This window comes from Streptomyces sp. NPDC048269, assembly GCF_040652395.1.
Classification (GTDB): Bacteria; Actinomycetota; Actinomycetes; order Streptomycetales; family Streptomycetaceae; genus Streptomyces.
Genome location: NZ_JBEZLW010000003.1, coordinates 309,621 through 326,809, shown reverse-complemented (window position 1 = coordinate 326,809; position 17,189 = coordinate 309,621). Strand labels below are relative to the sequence as shown.

General features: G+C 73.3%; 14 protein-coding genes. 10 read left to right on the top strand and 4 right to left on the bottom strand.

Annotated elements, in window-relative coordinates; all coding sequences use genetic code 11:
- Positions 1–52: 52 nt before the first annotated feature.
- Complete coding sequence (locus tag AB0D48_RS05455; RefSeq protein ID WP_362391121.1) at positions 53–1,018, top strand: ROK family protein; 966 nt, start codon at positions 53–55, stop codon at positions 1,016–1,018.
- 202 nt (positions 1,019–1,220) lie between these two features.
- On the opposite strand, the gene AB0D48_RS05450 is transcribed toward AB0D48_RS05455, so the two are convergent.
- Positions 1,221–2,216, bottom strand: a complete 996-nt coding sequence (locus tag AB0D48_RS05450) for a TAXI family TRAP transporter solute-binding subunit (protein ID WP_362391021.1) — start codon at positions 2,214–2,216, stop codon at positions 1,221–1,223.
- 82 nt (positions 2,217–2,298) lie between these two features.
- Between AB0D48_RS05450 and miaB the strand changes: the two genes are divergently transcribed.
- Together miaB and AB0D48_RS05440 are read left to right on the top strand one after the other, a co-directional pair.
- Entirely contained in the window at positions 2,299–3,825 is a 1,527-nt protein-coding gene (gene miaB / locus AB0D48_RS05445) for a tRNA (N6-isopentenyl adenosine(37)-C2)-methylthiotransferase MiaB (protein WP_362391018.1), read from the top strand.
- 118 nt (positions 3,826–3,943) lie between these two features.
- Positions 3,944–4,651 carry a hypothetical protein gene (locus AB0D48_RS05440; protein ID WP_362391016.1) on the top strand — a complete coding sequence of 236 codons (708 nt, stop codon included), beginning with the start codon at positions 3,944–3,946 and terminating at the stop codon, positions 4,649–4,651.
- Positions 4,652–4,871: 220 nt separating this feature from the next.
- Here the strand turns inward: AB0D48_RS05440 and AB0D48_RS05435 are convergent, their stop codons facing one another.
- Both AB0D48_RS05435 and AB0D48_RS05430 read right to left on the bottom strand, forming a co-directional pair.
- A complete protein-coding gene (locus AB0D48_RS05435) occupies positions 4,872–5,126 on the bottom strand; it encodes an antitoxin (protein ID WP_362391014.1) in 255 nt (84 codons plus the stop codon).
- Positions 5,127–5,149: 23 nt separating this feature from the next.
- Complete coding sequence (locus tag AB0D48_RS05430) at positions 5,150–5,329, bottom strand: gliding motility protein (protein WP_362391012.1); 180 nt, start codon at positions 5,327–5,329, stop codon at positions 5,150–5,152.
- A 216-nt stretch (positions 5,330–5,545) separates the two neighbouring features.
- Here AB0D48_RS05430 and miaA point away from each other — a divergent pair, with 216 nt between their 5' ends.
- The 6 genes from miaA to hflX all read left to right on the top strand — a co-directional run bounded on the left by miaA (position 5,546) and on the right by hflX (position 13,564).
- Positions 5,546–6,484 carry a tRNA (adenosine(37)-N6)-dimethylallyltransferase MiaA gene (miaA, locus tag AB0D48_RS05425; RefSeq protein WP_362391010.1) on the top strand — a complete coding sequence of 313 codons (939 nt, stop codon included), beginning with the start codon at positions 5,546–5,548 and terminating at the stop codon, positions 6,482–6,484.
- 132 nt (positions 6,485–6,616) lie between these two features.
- Positions 6,617–7,168, top strand: a complete 552-nt coding sequence (locus tag AB0D48_RS05420; protein WP_362391119.1) for a hypothetical protein — start codon at positions 6,617–6,619, stop codon at positions 7,166–7,168.
- A gap of 112 nt (positions 7,169–7,280) precedes the next feature.
- A complete protein-coding gene (gene dapF / locus AB0D48_RS05415) occupies positions 7,281–8,156 on the top strand; it encodes a diaminopimelate epimerase (RefSeq protein ID WP_362391008.1) in 876 nt (291 codons plus the stop codon).
- 140 nt (positions 8,157–8,296) lie between these two features.
- Complete coding sequence (locus AB0D48_RS05410) at positions 8,297–10,375, top strand: HD domain-containing protein (RefSeq protein WP_362391006.1); 2,079 nt, start codon at positions 8,297–8,299, stop codon at positions 10,373–10,375.
- A gap of 87 nt (positions 10,376–10,462) precedes the next feature.
- Positions 10,463–11,923, top strand: coding sequence for a M1 family metallopeptidase (locus AB0D48_RS05405; protein WP_362391004.1), 1,461 nt, complete (start codon positions 10,463–10,465; stop codon positions 11,921–11,923).
- A gap of 135 nt (positions 11,924–12,058) precedes the next feature.
- Positions 12,059–13,564, top strand: a complete 1,506-nt coding sequence (hflX, locus tag AB0D48_RS05400; protein ID WP_362391002.1) for a GTPase HflX — start codon at positions 12,059–12,061, stop codon at positions 13,562–13,564.
- Between the two features lie 96 nt (positions 13,565–13,660).
- Here the strand turns inward: hflX and AB0D48_RS05395 are convergent, their stop codons facing one another.
- Positions 13,661–14,830 (bottom strand): hypothetical protein, encoded by a 1,170-nt coding sequence (locus AB0D48_RS05395; protein WP_362391000.1) that lies wholly within the window; start codon positions 14,828–14,830, stop codon positions 13,661–13,663.
- Between the two features lie 250 nt (positions 14,831–15,080).
- Between AB0D48_RS05395 and AB0D48_RS05390 the strand changes: the two genes are divergently transcribed.
- Positions 15,081–16,592 (top strand): diaminobutyrate--2-oxoglutarate transaminase family protein, encoded by a 1,512-nt coding sequence (locus AB0D48_RS05390; protein WP_362390998.1) that lies wholly within the window; start codon positions 15,081–15,083, stop codon positions 16,590–16,592.
- Positions 16,593–17,189 lie beyond the last annotated feature (597 nt).

The window sequence follows — 17,189 nt, the reverse complement described above, 5'->3', positions numbered from 1 at the left end:
CACTCCCACCGCCCCCCACTCCACACCGCGAGCCGGAGCCGCGGCCGCAGGCCTGACGGTGGCGATCGACATCGGCGGGACGAAGATCGCCGGGGCGCTGGTGCACCCCGACGGCACGATGTCCGCCCTGACCCGTCGCCCGACCCCGCGCGCGGCGGACGCGGACGCGGACGCCGTCATGGCGGCGGTGGCCGGGGTCGTCGCCGACCTGTCCCGCTCGCCGCTGTGGTCGTCCGCGGTCCGCTGCGGGATCGGCAGCGCGGGCCCGGTGGACGCCTCCCGGGGCACGGTCAGCCCGGTCAACATCGGGGCGTGGCGGGAGTTCCCGGTCCTGGCCCGGGTCGAGGCCGAACTCGCGGCGCGCGGGGCACGAGGGGCGGACGGGGCGGAGGTGCCGACCGTACTGGCCGGTGACGGTGTGGCGATGGCCGCGGCGGAACACTGGCTGGGCGCGGCCCGGGGCCACGCGAACGCGCTGTGCATGGTGGTCTCCACGGGCGTCGGCGGCGGCCTCATCCTGAACAACAAGCTCCACCCCGGCCCCACCGGCAACGCGGGCCACATCGGCCACATCAGCGTCGCCTTCGACGGGGAGCCGTGCGCCTGCGGCGGCCACGGCTGCGTCGAGTCGATCGCCTCCGGCACCGCCATCGCCCGCTGGGCCCTGGCCCAGGGCTGGACCCCCGCGGAGCCCGGCGGCGACGCCACGGCGGCGGGTGTGGCCGCGGCCGCCCAGGCCGGCGACCCCGTCGCCCAGGCCGCCTTCGACCGAGCGGGCCGCGCCCTGGCGGCGGCCATCGCGGCCACCGCGACCCTCGTCGAGACGGACATCGCGGTCATCGGAGGCGGCGTGGCCGCCTCCGGCGACACCCTGTTCGCCCCGATCCGCACGCACCTCGCCGCCTACGCCACGCTGTCCTTCGTGCGGGACCTGCAGGTGGTCCCGGCCACCCTGGGCACGCACGCGGGCCTGATCGGAGCCGCCGCCGCGGCGAGCATGCTGCTGCCGTCCTCGTGAAGGTCAGGGCGTGACGTCCGGGGCAGCGTGAAGGCGAAGTCGTGAGGGCCAGGCCGCGGATGCCAAGAGTGTGAAGGCCGGAGCGTGAAGCCCAGGCCGTGAAGTCCGGCCGTGACGGGCAGGCCGCGGACGTCACGGCGTGACGTCCAGCGCGCGACGGTCGGCGGGTGAAGCTTCGCGCGCAACGATCGGCGCGTAGAGGTCAGGGCTTGACCGAGCGGTAGTAGCGCCGCGCGCCCTCGTGCAGCGCGAGGGGGTCGGTGTAGATGGCCGTCCGCAGGTCCACGAGCTGCGCCGCGTGCACCTGGTGCCCGATGCGGTCGCGGCTGAGGATCACCGTCCGCGTGAACCGCTCCGTCAGCTCGGCGTCCGTCTTCTCCGTGGTCACCAACAAGTTCGGCACAGCCAGGGTCGCCACCGCGCTGGTGTTGCGCGCCCGCGTGTACGCGTCCTGCGGCATCACCGCCGCCCGGTAGTAGCGCGCCGGGCTCCCGCTCGCCTGCAGCGCCTCCACCAGGTCCCCGAGCTGCACGAGCCGGATCTCGAACCGCTCCGACAACTCGCGCACCGCGTTCGTCGGGAGCCCGCCGGACCAGAAGAACGCGTCGATCCGGCCGGCCTCCAGCTCGGCCGGCATGGTGTCGATGCCGATGGACACCGGCGTGATGTCGGTGGCCGGATCCAGCCCGGCCGCCGTCAGCAGCCGCTCGGAGATGAGCCGCACCCCGGAGCCCGGCTGGCCGATCGCCACCCGCTTGCCGCGCAGGTCCCGCGCCGACTGCACCGGAGCAGCGGCCGGCACCACCAGCTGCACGTAGTCGTCGTAGAGCCGCGCACACCCGCGCAGGTCGTCCGCCCCCGGCTTCGCTTCCTGCCGGTACTTGGCGACCGCGTCCGCCGTCGCCACCGTGAAGTCCGCCTCCCCGGCGGCCACCCGCTGGAGGTTCTGCTGCGATCCCTCGCTGGTCTCCAGCCGGACCTTCACCCCGGGCATGTCCTGCCTGAGCTCCTGTTCCAGCAGCTGGCCGTACCGGTGGTAGACCCCGGTCCTGACACCCGTGCTGAAGGTCAGCCCGCCCTTGAGCTCCGGCTCCCCGAAGGGCTTCAGCCACCACAGCAGGACGCCGAGCACGGCGAGTACGGCCACCAGGGCCCGCAGGGCTTGGCGCCTGCTGATCCGGGGCGGTACGAGAGGCATGGCCGCGATCCTGCCACCCGCCCGCCGTCCTGTCACGGGACGAGGGGCCGGAGGGCTCCCGGGCACCGCCTACCCTTGTTGCATGACCAGCAGCAGCGACCGGAGCACGGCAGTGGACGTCAAGGGAACATACGAGGTGCGCACCTACGGGTGCCAGATGAACGTGCACGACTCCGAGCGGCTGTCCGGTCTGCTGGAGGACGCGGGCTACACGCGTGCGCCCGAGGGCTCCGACGGCGACGCCGACGTGGTCGTGTTCAACACCTGCGCCGTCCGCGAGAACGCCGACAACAAGCTGTACGGCAACCTCGGACGGCTCGCCCCGATGAAGACCAAGCGCCCCGGCATGCAGATCGCCGTCGGCGGCTGCCTCGCCCAGAAGGACCGCGACACGATCGTCAAGCGGGCCCCCTGGGTCGACGTCGTCTTCGGTACGCACAACATCGGAAAGCTCCCCGTGCTGCTGGAGCGCGCCCGCATCCAGGAGGAGGCGCAGGTCGAGATCGCCGAGTCGCTCGAGGCGTTCCCCTCGACGCTGCCGACCCGCCGCGAGTCCGCGTACGCCGCCTGGGTCTCGATCTCCGTCGGCTGCAACAACACCTGCACCTTCTGCATCGTCCCGGCGCTGCGCGGCAAGGAGGAGGACCGCCGTCCCGGCGACATCCTCGCCGAGGTGGAGGCCCTGGTCGCCGAAGGCGTCTCGGAGATCACCCTGCTCGGCCAGAACGTGAACGCGTACGGCTCGGACCTCGGCGACCGCGAGGCCTTCAGCAAGCTGCTGCGCGCCTGCGGGCAGATCGAGGGCCTGGAGCGGGTCCGCTTCACCTCCCCGCACCCGCGCGACTTCACGGACGACGTGATCGCGGCGATGGCCGAGACCCCGAACGTGATGCCGCAGCTCCACATGCCGCTGCAGTCCGGCTCGGACACGATCCTGAAGGCGATGCGCCGCTCGTACCGGCAGGAGCGGTTCCTCGGCATCATCGAGAAGGTCCGTGCCGCGATTCCGCACGCCGCGATCTCCACCGACATCATCGTGGGCTTCCCCGGTGAGACGGAGGAGGACTTCCAGCAGACGATGCACACCGTGCGCGAGGCCCGCTTCGCGAACGCCTTCACCTTCCAGTACTCCAAGCGGCCCGGCACTCCCGCGGCCGACATGGACGGGCAGATCCCCAAGGAGGTCGTACAGGACCGCTACATGCGCCTGGTCGCCCTCCAGGAGGAGATCTCCTGGGAGGAGAACAAGAAGCAGATCGGCCGCACCCTGGAGGTCATGGTCGCGGAGGGCGAGGGCCGCAAGGACGGCGCCACCCACCGCCTGTCCGGCCGTGCCCCCGACAACCGCCTGGTCCACTTCACGAAGCCGGACGCGGAGGTCCGTCCGGGTGACGTGGTGACCGTGGACATCACCTACGCGGCCCCCCACCACCTGCTGGCCGAGGGCCCGACGCGGACCGTACGCCGCACCCGCGCGGGCGACGCCTGGGAGAAGCGCAACGCCGCCCCGGCCCAGCCGGCGGGCGTCATGCTCGGCATCCCGACCCTGGGTGTACCGGCGCCGCTGCCGGCCGCCACGTCAGGCTGCGCGGCGCCCGCCTCGTCCTGACCCGCAGTCGTGCCCTGCCGGGCCCAGGGCTTCGCCGCCCAGGCTCCGGCCCGGGCCCCGGCCCCGCTGAGCCGGGGCCCGCTGCCGCCGCGGGCGGCCGCGGGCTAGGCTGCGGATCATGCTCGTAGCCGCTGCCGTCTGTCCCGCCCCGCCGCTGCTCGTGCCGGAGGTCGCCGCAGGGGCCGCCGCCGAACTCGGCGACGCCCGCACCGCCTGCTCCGACGCGCTCGCGGTGCTCTCCGCCTCCCGGCCCGACCTGCTGGTCGTCGTGGGGGCCGCCGACCAGGACCACCTCGGTGCGTACCCGCAGGGCGCCCGCGGCACGTTCCGCGGTTTCGGCGTCGAGGCGGAGGTACGGCTCGGGGAGGGCGCGGAGGGGAGGCGCCCGCTGCCCACCTCGCTGGCCGTGGGCGCCTGGCTGCTGCGCCGCGCGGGCTGGGGAGCCGCTCCGGTCGAGGGGCTCGGGGTCGCGGAGCCGCTGGAGACCGCCCGGTGCCTTGAGACGGGCCGGGAGCTCGCCGCGCGCGCCGCCCGGGTGGCCCTGCTCGTGATGGGCGACGGCAGCGCATGCCGGACCCTGAAGGCCCCCGGCTACCTCGACGAGCGCGCCGCCGCCTTCGACGGGGCTGCCGCCCGCGCGCTGGGCGCCGGCGACGTGGCCGCGCTCGCCGCGCTGGACGCGCAGCTCGCGGCCGAGCTCCAGGCAGCCGGCCGGGCCCCTTGGCAGGTGCTGGCCGGCGCCGCCGAGGGGGCGGGCCTCGACGGGCGCCTGCTGTACGAGGACGCGCCGTACGGCGTGGGGTACTTCGTCGCTGCCTGGTCCTGAGCCCCCCTCGCACCGTCCAGCCGGCCCGCACCGTCCAGCCCGTCCGCACCGTCCAGCCCGTCCGCACCGTGCAAGGCCATCTGGCCGGGCCGGGCCGGGCCGGGCCGCGTCGTGAACGGGGCCGGGCGCCCCGCGGCGCCCCTGCGACGTACGGCCGCCGGAACGCCTGAAGGGGCGTGGGAGCGGCATCTTCCGCTCCCACGCCCCTTCGGGGACCGCGTCAGGTGGCCATCGGCGGCGGCGTCGGCGGCCCGCCGGGGGTGTCGTCCTTGTGCGCGATCTTGCCCAGGGCGCCCTTCGCCTTGGCTTCGACCGTGGTGATCCGTTCGCTGTACTTGCCCTTGGTCTTGGAGTCCACGGCCTTGGCCATCTTGTCCAGACCCTCGTTGATCCTGCCCTCGTTCTTCTGGGCGAGGTCTCCGACCTTGTCCTTCGCCGGAGCGAGCTTGGCCTTCAGATTGTCCAGCAGGCCCATGGGGCACCTTCCATTGGCGGTCGCTACGTACGGGCGCCCTCGCCGGCTTCGCTGTCCGCGGCCACCTCGGCCGACTGCTGCTTCGGAATCTCCATGGCTTCCGCCGCCGGAGCCTCCGCCACAGCGGGCTCGGCCTCGGCCTCGGCCTCTTCGGCCTCGCCGGACTCCGCCGTCAGGGCTTCCGCCGCGACCTCCTCGGTCACAACCCCGTCCTTACGACGAAAAAACCGATCAAAAACGCCCATGTCTACTCCCATAACGCTACTCGTGTGAGTGAAGTTCCGCCTTGGCCGGACCGGCCTCCGCCGGGCGCATGCGGGCATACGCCGGGCCGGAACCTCGCCAGGGCAACGACCCCGCCCCCACCCCGTCACGTAGCTCGATCGGGTACATGCCGTGGGGTTTGCGAGACTGGGGCGGTGAGGAAAGCAGCCCCCGCACCGCGGGTCATCGCCGTCGTCGGTCCCACCGCGGCCGGAAAGTCCGATCTGGGCGTCGCCCTGGCCCGTCACTTCGACGGCGAAGTCGTCAACGCCGACTCCATGCAGCTGTACCGGGGGATGGACATCGGCACCGCCAAACTGACGACCGGGGAACGCGGCGGGGTCCCGCACCACCTCCTCGACATCTGGGACGTCACCGAGACCGCCAACGTCGCCGAGTACCAGCGCCTGGCCCGCATCGAGATCGACAAGCTCCTCGCCGAGGGCCGCACGCCCGTGCTCGTCGGCGGATCCGGCCTGTACGTACGGGGCGCCCTGGACGCCATGGAGTTCCCCGGCACCGACCCCGAGGTCCGCGCCAGGCTCGAGGAAGAGGCCACCCTGCGCGGCCCGGGCGCCCTGCACGCCCGCCTCGCCGCCGTCGACCCGGCCGCCGCCCGGGCGATCCTGCCCAGCAACGGCCGCCGGATCGTCCGCGCGCTGGAGGTCATCGAGATCACCGGCCGCCCCTTCACGGCCAACCTGCCCGGCCACGAGTCCGTCTACGACACCGTGCAGATCGGCGTCGACGTGGCCCGGCCCGAACTCGACGAGCGGATCGCGCGCCGCGTGGACCGCATGTGGGAGGACGGGCTTGTCGACGAGGTCCGCGAGCTGGAGGCCCGCGGCCTGCGCGACGGAATCACCGCCTCCAGGGCGCTCGGCTACCAGCAGGTGCTCGCCGCGCTCGCAGGGGAGTGCACCGAGGACGAGGCCAGGGCCGAGACGGTCCGGGCCACCAAGCGGTTCGCCCGCCGGCAGGACTCGTGGTTCCGCCGCGATCCCCGCGTGCACTGGCTCAGCGGCGCCGCCGCTGACCGGGGGGAACTCCCCGGGCTCGCGCAGACGTTGGTCGAACGAGCGGTCACAGCCTGATCACGTGATGGCATCGGGACGCTCCGGGCGCCCGTCGAGGGCCCGGCGGCGTGCCATCATCAAACTCCTGCGGGTGTGGTCACCGGCAGTGAATTGCGGCGTACTGAGTCCGAGTGGGGAGGGCGCGTGGCGATGGAGGCCGGCCCCCGTGACACCGGGCGGGACGACACCCGGCGGGAAGCGGACCCGAAGCTTCTCGACCGGACGGACGGGTCCCCCGACCGGGTGGACGGGTCCGCGGGGCCCGACGGCCCCGCCGGGCTCGGGCTGCCCGCCGACCCCGCGCGGCTGACCCCGGACGGCCCGGACGCGCCCGACTCGGCGGAGGCCGAGGCCGCCGCCGGCCCCGAGTTCGAGGTCGAACTGCGTCCGCAGCGGCGCCTGCGCCTGTGGCAGATCGCCCCCATCGCGGTGCTCGCCGCCGCCGGCTCGCTGATGTTCGCCTTCCCGCTCGCCTTCGAGTTCGGCGACGGCGGAGCCGTCGTGGCCATGCTCGGCTTCCTCATCAGCTGCTGCGCCGCCGGCTGGGGGATGATGGCCGCCCGCCGGGTGGGCTACACCTGGCCCGGGCTCCCGGCCCGGGGGAGCGGCCGCCGCCCCGACTGGCGCATGGCCGCGCTGTACGCCCTGGTCGTGCTGGCCGTCGTATCCCTCGCCGTGTACCGCGTCGCCCGGCTGCGCTGACCCCCCGACTCCGGGGACGCGCCGCCCTCCGACTCCGGGGACGCGTCGCCCCCGGACCGCCCGCCGCGGGCCTGCGCAGCGCCCCTGAACTGCGGCTCGGTACCATGGGCGGGTGACGCAGACCACCCTCCCCTTCCTCAAGGGCCACGGCACCGAGAACGACTTCGTGATCGTCCCGGACCCGGACAACTCCCTGGAGCTGCCCGCGTCCGCCGTGGCGAAGCTGTGTGACCGCCGGGCCGGGATCGGCGCGGACGGCGTCCTGCACGTGGTCCGGTCCGCCGCGCACCCCGACGCCGCGCACCTGGCCGGCGAGGCGGAGTGGTTCATGGACTACCGCAACAGCGACGGCTCCGTCGCCGAGATGTGCGGCAACGGCGTACGCGTCTTCGCCCGCTACCTCCAGCACGCGGGCCACGTGGAGCCCGGCGACCTCTCGATCGCCACCCGCGGCGGCGTCAAGCGGGTCCACCTCGACAAGAGCGGCGACGTCACCGTCTCCATGGGCCGCGCCGCGTTCCCCGAGGGCGAGGTCTCCGTCAGCGTCGGTGCCAAGACCTGGCCCGCACGCAACGTGAACATGGGCAACCCGCACGCCGTGGCCTTCGTCGACAGCCTCGACGACGCCGGGAACCTGCACACCGCCCCGCCGTTCAGCCCGGAGTCCGCCTACCCGGCCGGCGTCAACGTCGAGTTCGTCGTCGACCGAGGCCCCCGGCACGTCGCCATGCGCGTCCACGAGCGCGGCTCCGGGGAGACCCGCTCCTGCGGCACCGGCGCCTGCGCCGTGGCCGTGGCCGCCATCCGCCGCGACGGAGCGGACCCTGCCGCCACCGGAGAACCCGTCACGTACACCGTCGACCTCCCCGGCGGAACCCTCGTCATCACCGAGCACCCCGACGGGCAGATCGACATGACGGGACCGGCCGTGATCGTGGCTTCGGGAGAGTTCGAAGCGGCCTGGCTCACCGAAACGGCTTTCGCCTGAAGGTTCCCTCCAATGGGTGATCCGTTTCACGCTCAGCGAGAGGTGGACTGCGCCACGTGGTGGGGTCGGTAACATCAGGCACCGGCCCTGAGGGTTCACCCCATGCCCGCCACCGCCGGTCGAAGCCGCCGGAGGTGCCCATGAGTGCAGAGGCCACGAACCCCGAAGCACACCCCGAAGCGCGCCCTGAGCTCCGTAGACGGGGCCGGACCAGGCTCGATCTGCGCCGGCTCGGGCGTGCGGCCCTGCTGGGGCCCACGTCCCGCGACCGTCTTCCGGACGCCATCGGCCACGTGGCCGAGGCGCACCGCGCCCATCATCCGGACGCCGATCTGTCCGTTCTGCGGCGCGCGTACGTCCTCGCGGAGACCTCCCACCGCGGTCAGATGCGAAAAAGTGGTGAGCCGTACATCACACATCCGCTCGCCGTCACCCTGATCCTCGCCGAACTCGGCGCCGAGACCACCACTTTGACGGCCTCGCTCCTCCACGACACCGTCGAGGACACCGAGGTGACGCTCGATCAGGTCCGCGAGGAGTTCGGCGAGGAGGTCTGCTTCATCGTCGACGGCGTCACCAAGGTGGAGAAGATCGACTACGGCGCCGCCGCCGAGCCCGAGACCTTCCGCAAGATGCTCGTCGCGACCGGCAACGACGTCCGCGTGATGTCCATCAAACTCGCCGACCGGCTGCACAACATGCGCACCCTCGGCGTGATGCGCCCCGAGAAACAGGCCCGCATCGCCAAGGTCACGCGCGACGTGCTCATCCCCCTCGCCGAACGGCTCGGCGTCCAGGCCCTCAAGACGGAGCTCGAAGACCTCGTCTTCGCGATCCTGCACCCCGAGGAGTACGAGCACACCCGCGCCCTCATCGCGGCCCACGCGGGGGAACGCGACCCGCTGCCCGCCATCGCCGACTCCGTACGCGCCGTCCTGCGCGAAGCCGGCATCGCCGCCCAAGTACAGGTCCGGCCCCGGCACTTCGTCTCCGTGCACCGGATCGCCCTCAAGCGCGGCGAACTGCGCGGCTCCGACTTCGGCCGCATCCTCGTCCTCGTCGGCGAGAACGCCGACTGCTACGGCGTCCTGGGCGAGCTGCACACCTGCTTCACCCCGGTCGTCTCGGAGTTCAAGGACTTCATCGCCGCTCCCAAGTTCAACCTCTACCAGTCGCTGCACACCGCCGTCGCCACACCCGAGGGCTACGTAGCCGAAGTCATCGTGCGGACGCGGCAGATGCACCGCGTCGCGGAGGCGGGCGTGGTCGCGCTCGGCAATCCGTACGCCACCGCGACGGCGGACGCCGCCGAATGCGAGGAGGAGCGGGTCGACCCGACGCGGCCCGGCTGGCTTTCCCGGCTGCTCGACTGGCAGCAGTCCGCGCCCGACCCCGACACCTTCTGGAGCGTCCTGCGCGCCGAGCTGGCCCAGGACCGGGAGATCACCGTCTTCCGGGCCGACGGCGGCACGCTGGGCCTGCCGGCCGGTGCCAGCTGTATCGACGCCGCCTACGCGCAGCACGGCGAGGCGGCCCACGGCTGTATCGGCGCCCGGGTCAACGGGCGCCTCACCTCCCTGTCCTCCCCGCTGTCCGACGGGGACACCGTGCAACTGCTCCTCGCGCAGGACACCTCCTCCGGACCCGCCGCCGAGTGGCTGGACCACGCGCGGACCCCCGCCGCCCGCATCGCCATCAGCCGCTGGCTCGACGCCCATCCCGACCGGGCGATGGCCACCACCTCGGCCGCGCGGGCGCCGCTGTCGGTCGTCGGGGCCCGGGGCGGCGGGGCCAACGCCGTCGCCGACCTGCCGGACGCCCCCGTGCGGCTCGCCGGATGCTGCACCCCGGTACCGCCGGACGCGGTCGCCGGGTTCGTGGTCCGTGGCGGGGCCGTCACCGTGCACCGGATCCAGTGCGCCGCGGTGGCCCAGATGCGCGCCGTCGGGCGTACCTCCGTCGCCGTGCACTGGCGGGCCACGGCGGACTGCCGCGTGACGCTGCTAGCCGAATCGTTCGGCCGTCCCCATCTGCTGGCCGACCTGACCGAGGCCATCGCCCGCGAGGGGGTCGAGGTCGTCTCCGCGACCGTGGAACCACCGGTCGAGCAGCGGGTCCGGCACACCTACACCCTCCAGCTGCCCGACGCGGGCGGACTGCCCGCCCTGATGCGGGCGATGCGGGACGTGCCGGGCGTGTACGACGTCAGCCGCGCGTAGGCCGGGTCGGCGCCGGAAGGTCCCGTTCGAGTGGACTCGTCGCGCGCCGTTCGCGGCAACGCGGCGGGCGCTGGTAAGCGGTGGTGGATGCAGCTCACCTCCCCGCGCCTGCGCGCCGCCCTGCTCGCCGCGGCCTCCCTCACCCTCGTCGCCGCCGTGCTGCCCCCGCCGACGGCGCTGGGCATCGGCGACCGGCTGTTCCCGGAGCTCGGGAACCCCGGGTACGACGTGCTCTCGTACGACCTGTCCTTCACCTACAAGGACAACCGCACCCCCCTCGACGCGGTCACCGTGATCGACGCCCGTACCCTGCAGCCGCTGGACCGGATCAACCTGGACTTCACCCACGGAAAGGTGGCGTCCGCCGAGGTCAACGGCGAGCCGGCGCGGTTCGAGAGCGTGGGGGAGGACCTCGTACTGACCCCCGTGCGCCCCGTCCCGCGCAATGTGCCGCTGCACATCACGATCCGGCACACCAGCGACCCGCGGGGGCGCGGCGACGGCGGCTGGGTGCCCACCGAGGACGGCCTGGCCATGGCCAACCAGGCGGACGCCGCCCACCGCGTCTTCCCCTGCAACGACCACCCCGCCGACAAGGCCTTCTTCACCTTCCGCGTCACCGCCCCGGACGGCCTCACGGTCGTCGCCAACGGACTGCCGGACGTCCCCGCCTTCCGCATGGGCCCCTCCACGACGTGGACGTACCGGACCCGGCACCCGATGGCCACCGAGCTGGCCCAGGTCTCCGTCGGCCGCTCCGCCGTCGTCCACGGCACCGGACCGCACGGGCTGCCGCTGCGCCACGTGGTGGCCGCCCAGGACCGGCAGAAGCTCGACCCCTGGCTGAAGAAGACCGCGGGGCACATCGCGTGGATGGAGGAGCGGGTCGGCCGCTACCCCTTCGAGAACTACGGCGTGCTGATCGCCCGGGCCACCACCGGCTTCGAGCTGGAGACGCAGACGCTCTCGCTCTTCGAACACGGCCTCTTCTCGGGCGAGGGCTACCCCGAGTGGTACGTGGAGGCCGTGATGGTCCACGAGCTCGCCCACCAGTGGTTCGGCGACAGCGTCGCCCCGCGGACCTGGTCCGACCTGTGGCTCAACGAGGGACACGCCACGTGGTACGAGGCCCTGTACGCGGACGGGCTCGGCAAGTACTCCCTGGAGCGGCGCATGCGCGAGGCGTACCAGCGCTCCGACCAGTGGCGGGCGGCGGGCGGCCCCCCCGCGGCTCCGAAGGCCGCCGCCCCCGGCCAGAAGATCGGGCTGTTCCGGCCCGTGGTCTACGACGGGGCCGCCCTGATCCTCTACGCGCTGCGCGAGGAGATCGGCACGGACGCCTTCGACCGGGTCGAGCGGCGCTGGGTGGCGGAGCACCGGGACGGCGTCGCGGGCACGGACGACTTCGTACGCGTGGCCTCCGAGGAGGCGGGCCGGGACCTGACGGCGTTCCTGGAGCCGTGGCTGTACGGACAGAAGACCCCGGCCATGCCCGGGCACCCGGAGTGGAGCGGGTCCGCGCGCAGCGGGGCCGCGCCCGTCAAATAAAGGGTGTGACCCGCGGGGAACGGGCATGTCACCATCGACAGGTCCGTTCGGGGAATCCCCGGGCGGTGTGACACGTTGGACGTGACAGTTCCAGCAGTGTTGCGGCAGTGCTATTCGAATCGACGTAAGGATCCAATGACCTCCTCTTCTTCCCCTTCCCAGGACGCGCGGGACGCACGGGACGTGCCGGACGCGCAGAGCTTCACCGAGAGCCTTCGGGCCGATGCCCTGATGGAAGAGGACGTCGCCTGGAGCCACGAGATCGACGGAGACCGGGACGGCGAGCAGTTCGAACGCTCCGAGCGCGCGGCCCTGCGCCGCGTGGCCGGCCTCTCCACCGAGCTCGAAGACGTCACCGAGGTCGAGTACCGGCAGCTCCGTCTGGAGCGCGTCGTCCTCGTCGGTGTCTGGACCTCCGGCACGGTGAACGACGCGGAGAACTCCCTCGCGGAGCTCGCCGCCCTCGCCGAGACGGCAGGTGCCCTCGTACTCGACGGCGTGATCCAGCGCCGCGACAAGCCGGACCCGGCCACCTTCATCGGCTCGGGCAAGGCACGCGAGCTGCGTGACATCGTCATGGAGAGCGGCGCCGACACCGTCGTCTGCGACGGTGAGCTCAGCCCCGGCCAGCTCATCGCCCTCGAAGACGTCGTCAAGGTGAAGGTGGTCGACCGGACCGCCCTCATCCTGGACATCTTCGCCCAGCACGCCAAGTCCCGAGAGGGCAAGGCGCAGGTCGCTCTCGCGCAGATGCAGTACATGCTGCCGCGCCTGCGCGGCTGGGGTGCCTCGCTGTCCCGTCAGATGGGTGGCGGCGGCGGTGGCGGCATGGCCACCCGAGGCCCCGGTGAGACCAAGATCGAGACCGACCGGCGACGGATCCGCGAGAAGATGGCGAAGATGCGCCGGGAGATCGCGGAGATGAAGACCGGCCGCGACATCAAGCGGCAGGAACGCCGCCGCAACAAGGTGCCCTCGGTCGCCATCGCGGGCTACACCAACGCCGGCAAGTCCTCACTGCTCAACCGCCTCACGGGCGCGGGCGTGCTGGTGGAGAACGCGCTGTTCGCCACCCTCGACCCGACCGTGCGCCGGGCCGAGACCCCGAGCGGCCGGGTCTACACCCTGGCGGACACGGTCGGCTTCGTCCGGCACCTGCCCCACCACCTCGTCGAGGCGTTCCGCTCCACGATGGAGGAGGTCGGCGACTCCGACCTCATCCTGCACATCGTGGACGGCTCGCACCCGGCGCCGGAGGAGCAGCTGGCGGCGGTGCGCGAGGTGATCCGCGAGGTCGGCGCCGTGAACGTGCCCGAGATCGTGGTGATCAACAAGGCGGACGCGGCGGACCCGCTCGTCCTGCAGCGGCTGCTGCGCATCGAGCGGCACTCCATCGCCGTCTCGGCGCGCACCGGCATGGGCATCGAGGAACTCCTCGCGCTCATCGACACCGAGCTGCCGCGGCCCGAGGTCGAGGTGGAGGCCCTCGTGCCGTACACCCTCGGCTCGCTGGTCGCCAAGGCCCACGCCGAGGGTGACGTGATCTCCGAGGAGCACACCCCGGAGGGCACCCTGCTCAAGGCGCGGGTCCACCAGGAACTGGCGGCGGACCTGGCACCGTACGCACTCGCGAAGCGGTGACGCGTGCGCGTGCGCTGACGTGCCTGACGTACATGTGAGAACGGCTGAGGCCCCCTGCACCGCAGGGGGCCTCAGCCGTTCTCCGTCGTTCGGGGACTACTTGAACTTGCCGCTCACCGCGGTGAAGATGCCCTGCGCCTCAGGACCCAGCCGGGGGCCGGCCAGCCAGCCCGCCTTGGCCGGACCGATCGAGGTGTTCGACACCAGCGCCGGCTTGCCGTCCGCGCCGGCCGCGATCCAGCCGCCGCCCGAGGAACCGCCGGTCATGGTGCAGCCGATGCGGTACATCACCGGGTCGTTCGCCGTCAGCGACAGCCGGCCCGGCTTGTCCGCGCACTGGTAGGCCTTCTGGCCGTCGAACGGCGCCGCCGCCGGGTAACCGGTGGCCGTGATGCTCGCGACCTTCGGGACCGCGGGGGCGTTGAACTCCACCGGGAGCGCCGAACCAACGGTCTCCTCCAGGGACTTGCCGCCGCCCTTCTCCGGAGTCACGTGCAGGACCGCGAAGTCGTACGGGGCACCCGCGCCGCCGGTCGGACCGCCGGTCGCGATCCACTGGTCGGAGGTCTGCGCCCAGTCGCTCCACCAGACGCCGTACGGGGCCACCTGCTCGCGGGGCGCGCCCTTGAGCTGCGCCGTCGGCTTGCCCGCATTGTTGTAGGACGGGACGAAGGCGATGTTGCGGTACCAGCCGCCGGACTTGCCCGCGTGCACGCAGTGTCCCGCCGTCCAGACCAGGTTGGACTTGCCGGGGTGGGCCGGGTCCTTGACCACGGTCGCCGAGCAGACCATCGAGCCCTCGGGGCCGTCGAAGAAGACCTTGCCCGCCTGCGGAACGCTCTGGTGGTAGGGCGCGTTCGCCGCCTTGGCCGTCACCGGCGCCGGGGTCGGGTCCGTCACGCCCTGGTCCTTGCCCGCGTCCGGGTCGACGGCCGGCTGCTTCGGCTGCTCGGCGTCACGCATGCGGTCCGAGTCCCACAGGCCCTCGATGATCGGGTTGACGTAGTCGCCCGCCTCGCGGAGCCAGTCCTCCTTCTTCCAGTTCTTCCACGCACCCCCCTTCCACTTCTCCAGGTCGATGCCGTGCTCCTTGAGCTTGTCCTTGAGCTGGTCCGGGATCTTGATCCCGTCCGAGCCCGGAAGGCTCGCCGCCACGGTCGGCTTGGCGTCGCCGCCGGCCTCCCCGTCGCCGGGGCCGCAGGCCGCGGCGGTCAGCGCGAGCGCGGCCGCGCACAGGATCGCGGTGACCGGTCGGTTCGGTCGCATGTCGTTCGTCCCCCTGGTGGTTTCGAGGCGTGGAGTGCAGCACCCCACTATGCCGCCGTGGTGAGGGACGGCACAGCCCGGGGCGTGGTTCCCCCGGGCTCCCGTCCCGACGGGCCTTGAGGGCCAAGGATCTTGGGTCCACCCGTGATCCGTCGCCGTCACCGTCGTTGGTACGTACGGGGGATGGGCGGGCAGCGTTCGTGTTCGAGGCGCGATCCGGTAGGGCAATCCGTGCGGGAGGACGAAACTCGTGGCTTTGACCGAGCCGGCCGCGGCCGAGGCCGCTGCGCAGAAAACGCCGCAGAGCACGCCGGATCTGATGCCGGATCCCATGCCGGAACTCATGCCGGAACTCATGCCGGAGACCGTCCCGGAGACCGCCCCGGAGATCACACCGCACGTGCCGCAGCAGGGGAGCCGGCTGCCGGGACCCGGCGCGACCGGGGGAGTTGGCGGACCCGGCCGGTCCCTCTCCCCGGACGGCATCCTGCGCAGGCAGGCGCAGCGGGAGTCCGCCGCCCGGACGTACGCCCGCTCGCTGCCCATCGTCCCGGTACGGGCCCGCGGGCTGACGATCGAAGGCGCCGACGGGCGACGCTACCTCGACTGCCTCTCCGGGGCCGGGACCCTCGCCCTCGGACACAACCACCCGGTCGTACTCGAAGCCATCCGCGGCGTCCTCGACTCCGGGGCCCCGCTGCACGTGCTGGACCTCGCGACCCCGGTCAAGGACGCCTTCACCACTGAGCTGTTCGCCAACCTGCCGCCGCAACTTGCCGCCGACGCCCGCATCCAGTTCTGCGGGCCGGCCGGCACGGACGCCGTGGAAGCCGCCCTGAAACTGGTCCGCACCGCGACCGGGCGCTCCGGGCTGCTCGCCTTCACCGGGGCCTACCACGGGATGACCGCGGGGGCCCTCGACGCGTCCGGGGGCGCCCCGGACGTACGGGTGACCCGGCTACCTTACCCGCAGGACCACCGCTGCCCGTTCGGAGTCGGCGGCCCCGAGGGGGCCGAACTCGGTGCCCGCTGGGCGGAGAACCTCCTCGACGACCCCAAGGGCGGGGTGCCCGCCCCCGCCGGCCTGATCGTCGAACCCGTACAGGGTGAGGGCGGGGTCCTCCCCGCCCCGGACGCCTGGCTGCGCCGGATGCGGGAGATCACCGAGGCGCGGGGCATCCCGATGATCGCGGACGAGGTGCAGACCGGGGTCGGCCGGACCGGCGCTTTCTGGGGGGTCGACCACGCCGGGGTGGTGCCGGACGTGATGGTCCTGTCCAAGGCGATCGGTGGCAGCCTGCCGCTCGCGGTGATCGTGTACCGGGCGGGCCTGGACGTGTGGACCCCCGGCGCCCACGCGGGCACCTTCCGCGGCAACCAGCTCGCCATGGCGGCCGGTGCCGCCACGCTCGCCTTCGTCCGCGAGAACAGGCTCGCCGAGCGGGCGGCAGCCCTGGGCGAGCGCATGCTGACGGCTCTGCGCGGCCTGGCCTCCGCCCAGTCCTGTATCGGGGACGTCCGGGGCCGCGGCCTGATGATCGGCATCGAACTCATCGACCCCGACACCGGGGCCGCCGCGCCGGCCCTGGCCGCGGCCGTCCGTCAGGAGTGCCTGGACCGCGGCCTGATCATCGAACTCGGCGGCCGCCACAACGCCGTCGTCCGCCTGCTCCCCCCACTGACCCTGACCGACGAGCAGGCCGCGGCGGTCCTCGACCGCCTGGCCGACGCCATCCCGGCCGCCGCCCGACGGCCCCACTGACCCGGACCCCAAGGACCCGCGATGCCCGATCCGCACCAGTCCACCCCGCCCCGCCGCGACCCGCTCCCCACATCCCCGGCCGCCCCCGCCCACCAGCAGGCCCCCGCCCCCGGCCCCCACCCGGCCGCCGCGTCCGCCCCCGGCCCCCACCGGGCCCTCGCCTACCCCACGACGCCCGAACCAGCGCCCCCCGGTCCCCGCCCGGTGTCCGAACGAGTCCCCCCAGCACCCCCCGGCCCAGCCGAGTCCCAGCAGCGCCTGGCCCCCGCGGCGTTTCCCGCCCCCACCGCACAGCCGGCCTCCGGGTCACACCCGGCACCTGAGCAAGGCGGCGCAGGGTCCGCCGGCCCCGCCGAGACGCAGCGCCTGGCGCCCGCGGCGTTTCCCGCCCCCGCCGAACAGCCGGCCCCCGGGTTGCTCGCGGCATCCGCGCGAGGCGCCGCGGCGTCCCCCCGCCCCGCCGAGCCAGCACCCCCCGGCCCAGCCGAGTCCCAGCAGCGCCTGGCCCCCGCGGCGTCGCCCGCCCCCACCGCACAGCCGGCCCCCGGGTCGCTCACAGCATCCGAGCGAGGCGCCGCAGAGGCCGCCGGCCCCGCC

Bases quoted from the DNA above. Each gene is read 5' to 3' on its own strand.
- hflX (WP_362391002.1), top strand. From the start codon at position 12,059: ATGACCTCCTCTTCTTCCCCTTCCCAGGACGCGCGGGACGCACGGGAC.
- AB0D48_RS05410 (WP_362391006.1), top strand. From the start codon at position 8,297: ATGAGTGCAGAGGCCACGAACCCCGAAGCACACCCCGAAGCGCGCCCT.
- AB0D48_RS05405 (WP_362391004.1), top strand. From the start codon at position 10,463: ATGCAGCTCACCTCCCCGCGCCTGCGCGCCGCCCTGCTCGCCGCGGCC.
- AB0D48_RS05440 (WP_362391016.1), top strand. From the start codon at position 3,944: ATGCTCGTAGCCGCTGCCGTCTGTCCCGCCCCGCCGCTGCTCGTGCCG.
- AB0D48_RS05450 (WP_362391021.1), bottom strand. From the start codon at position 2,216: ATGCCTCTCGTACCGCCCCGGATCAGCAGGCGCCAAGCCCTGCGGGCC.
- AB0D48_RS05420 (WP_362391119.1), top strand. From the start codon at position 6,617: ATGGAGGCCGGCCCCCGTGACACCGGGCGGGACGACACCCGGCGGGAA.
- AB0D48_RS05435 (WP_362391014.1), bottom strand. From the start codon at position 5,126: ATGGGCCTGCTGGACAATCTGAAGGCCAAGCTCGCTCCGGCGAAGGAC.
- miaB (WP_362391018.1), top strand. From the start codon at position 2,299: ATGACCAGCAGCAGCGACCGGAGCACGGCAGTGGACGTCAAGGGAACA.
- AB0D48_RS05395 (WP_362391000.1), bottom strand. From the start codon at position 14,830: ATGCGACCGAACCGACCGGTCACCGCGATCCTGTGCGCGGCCGCGCTC.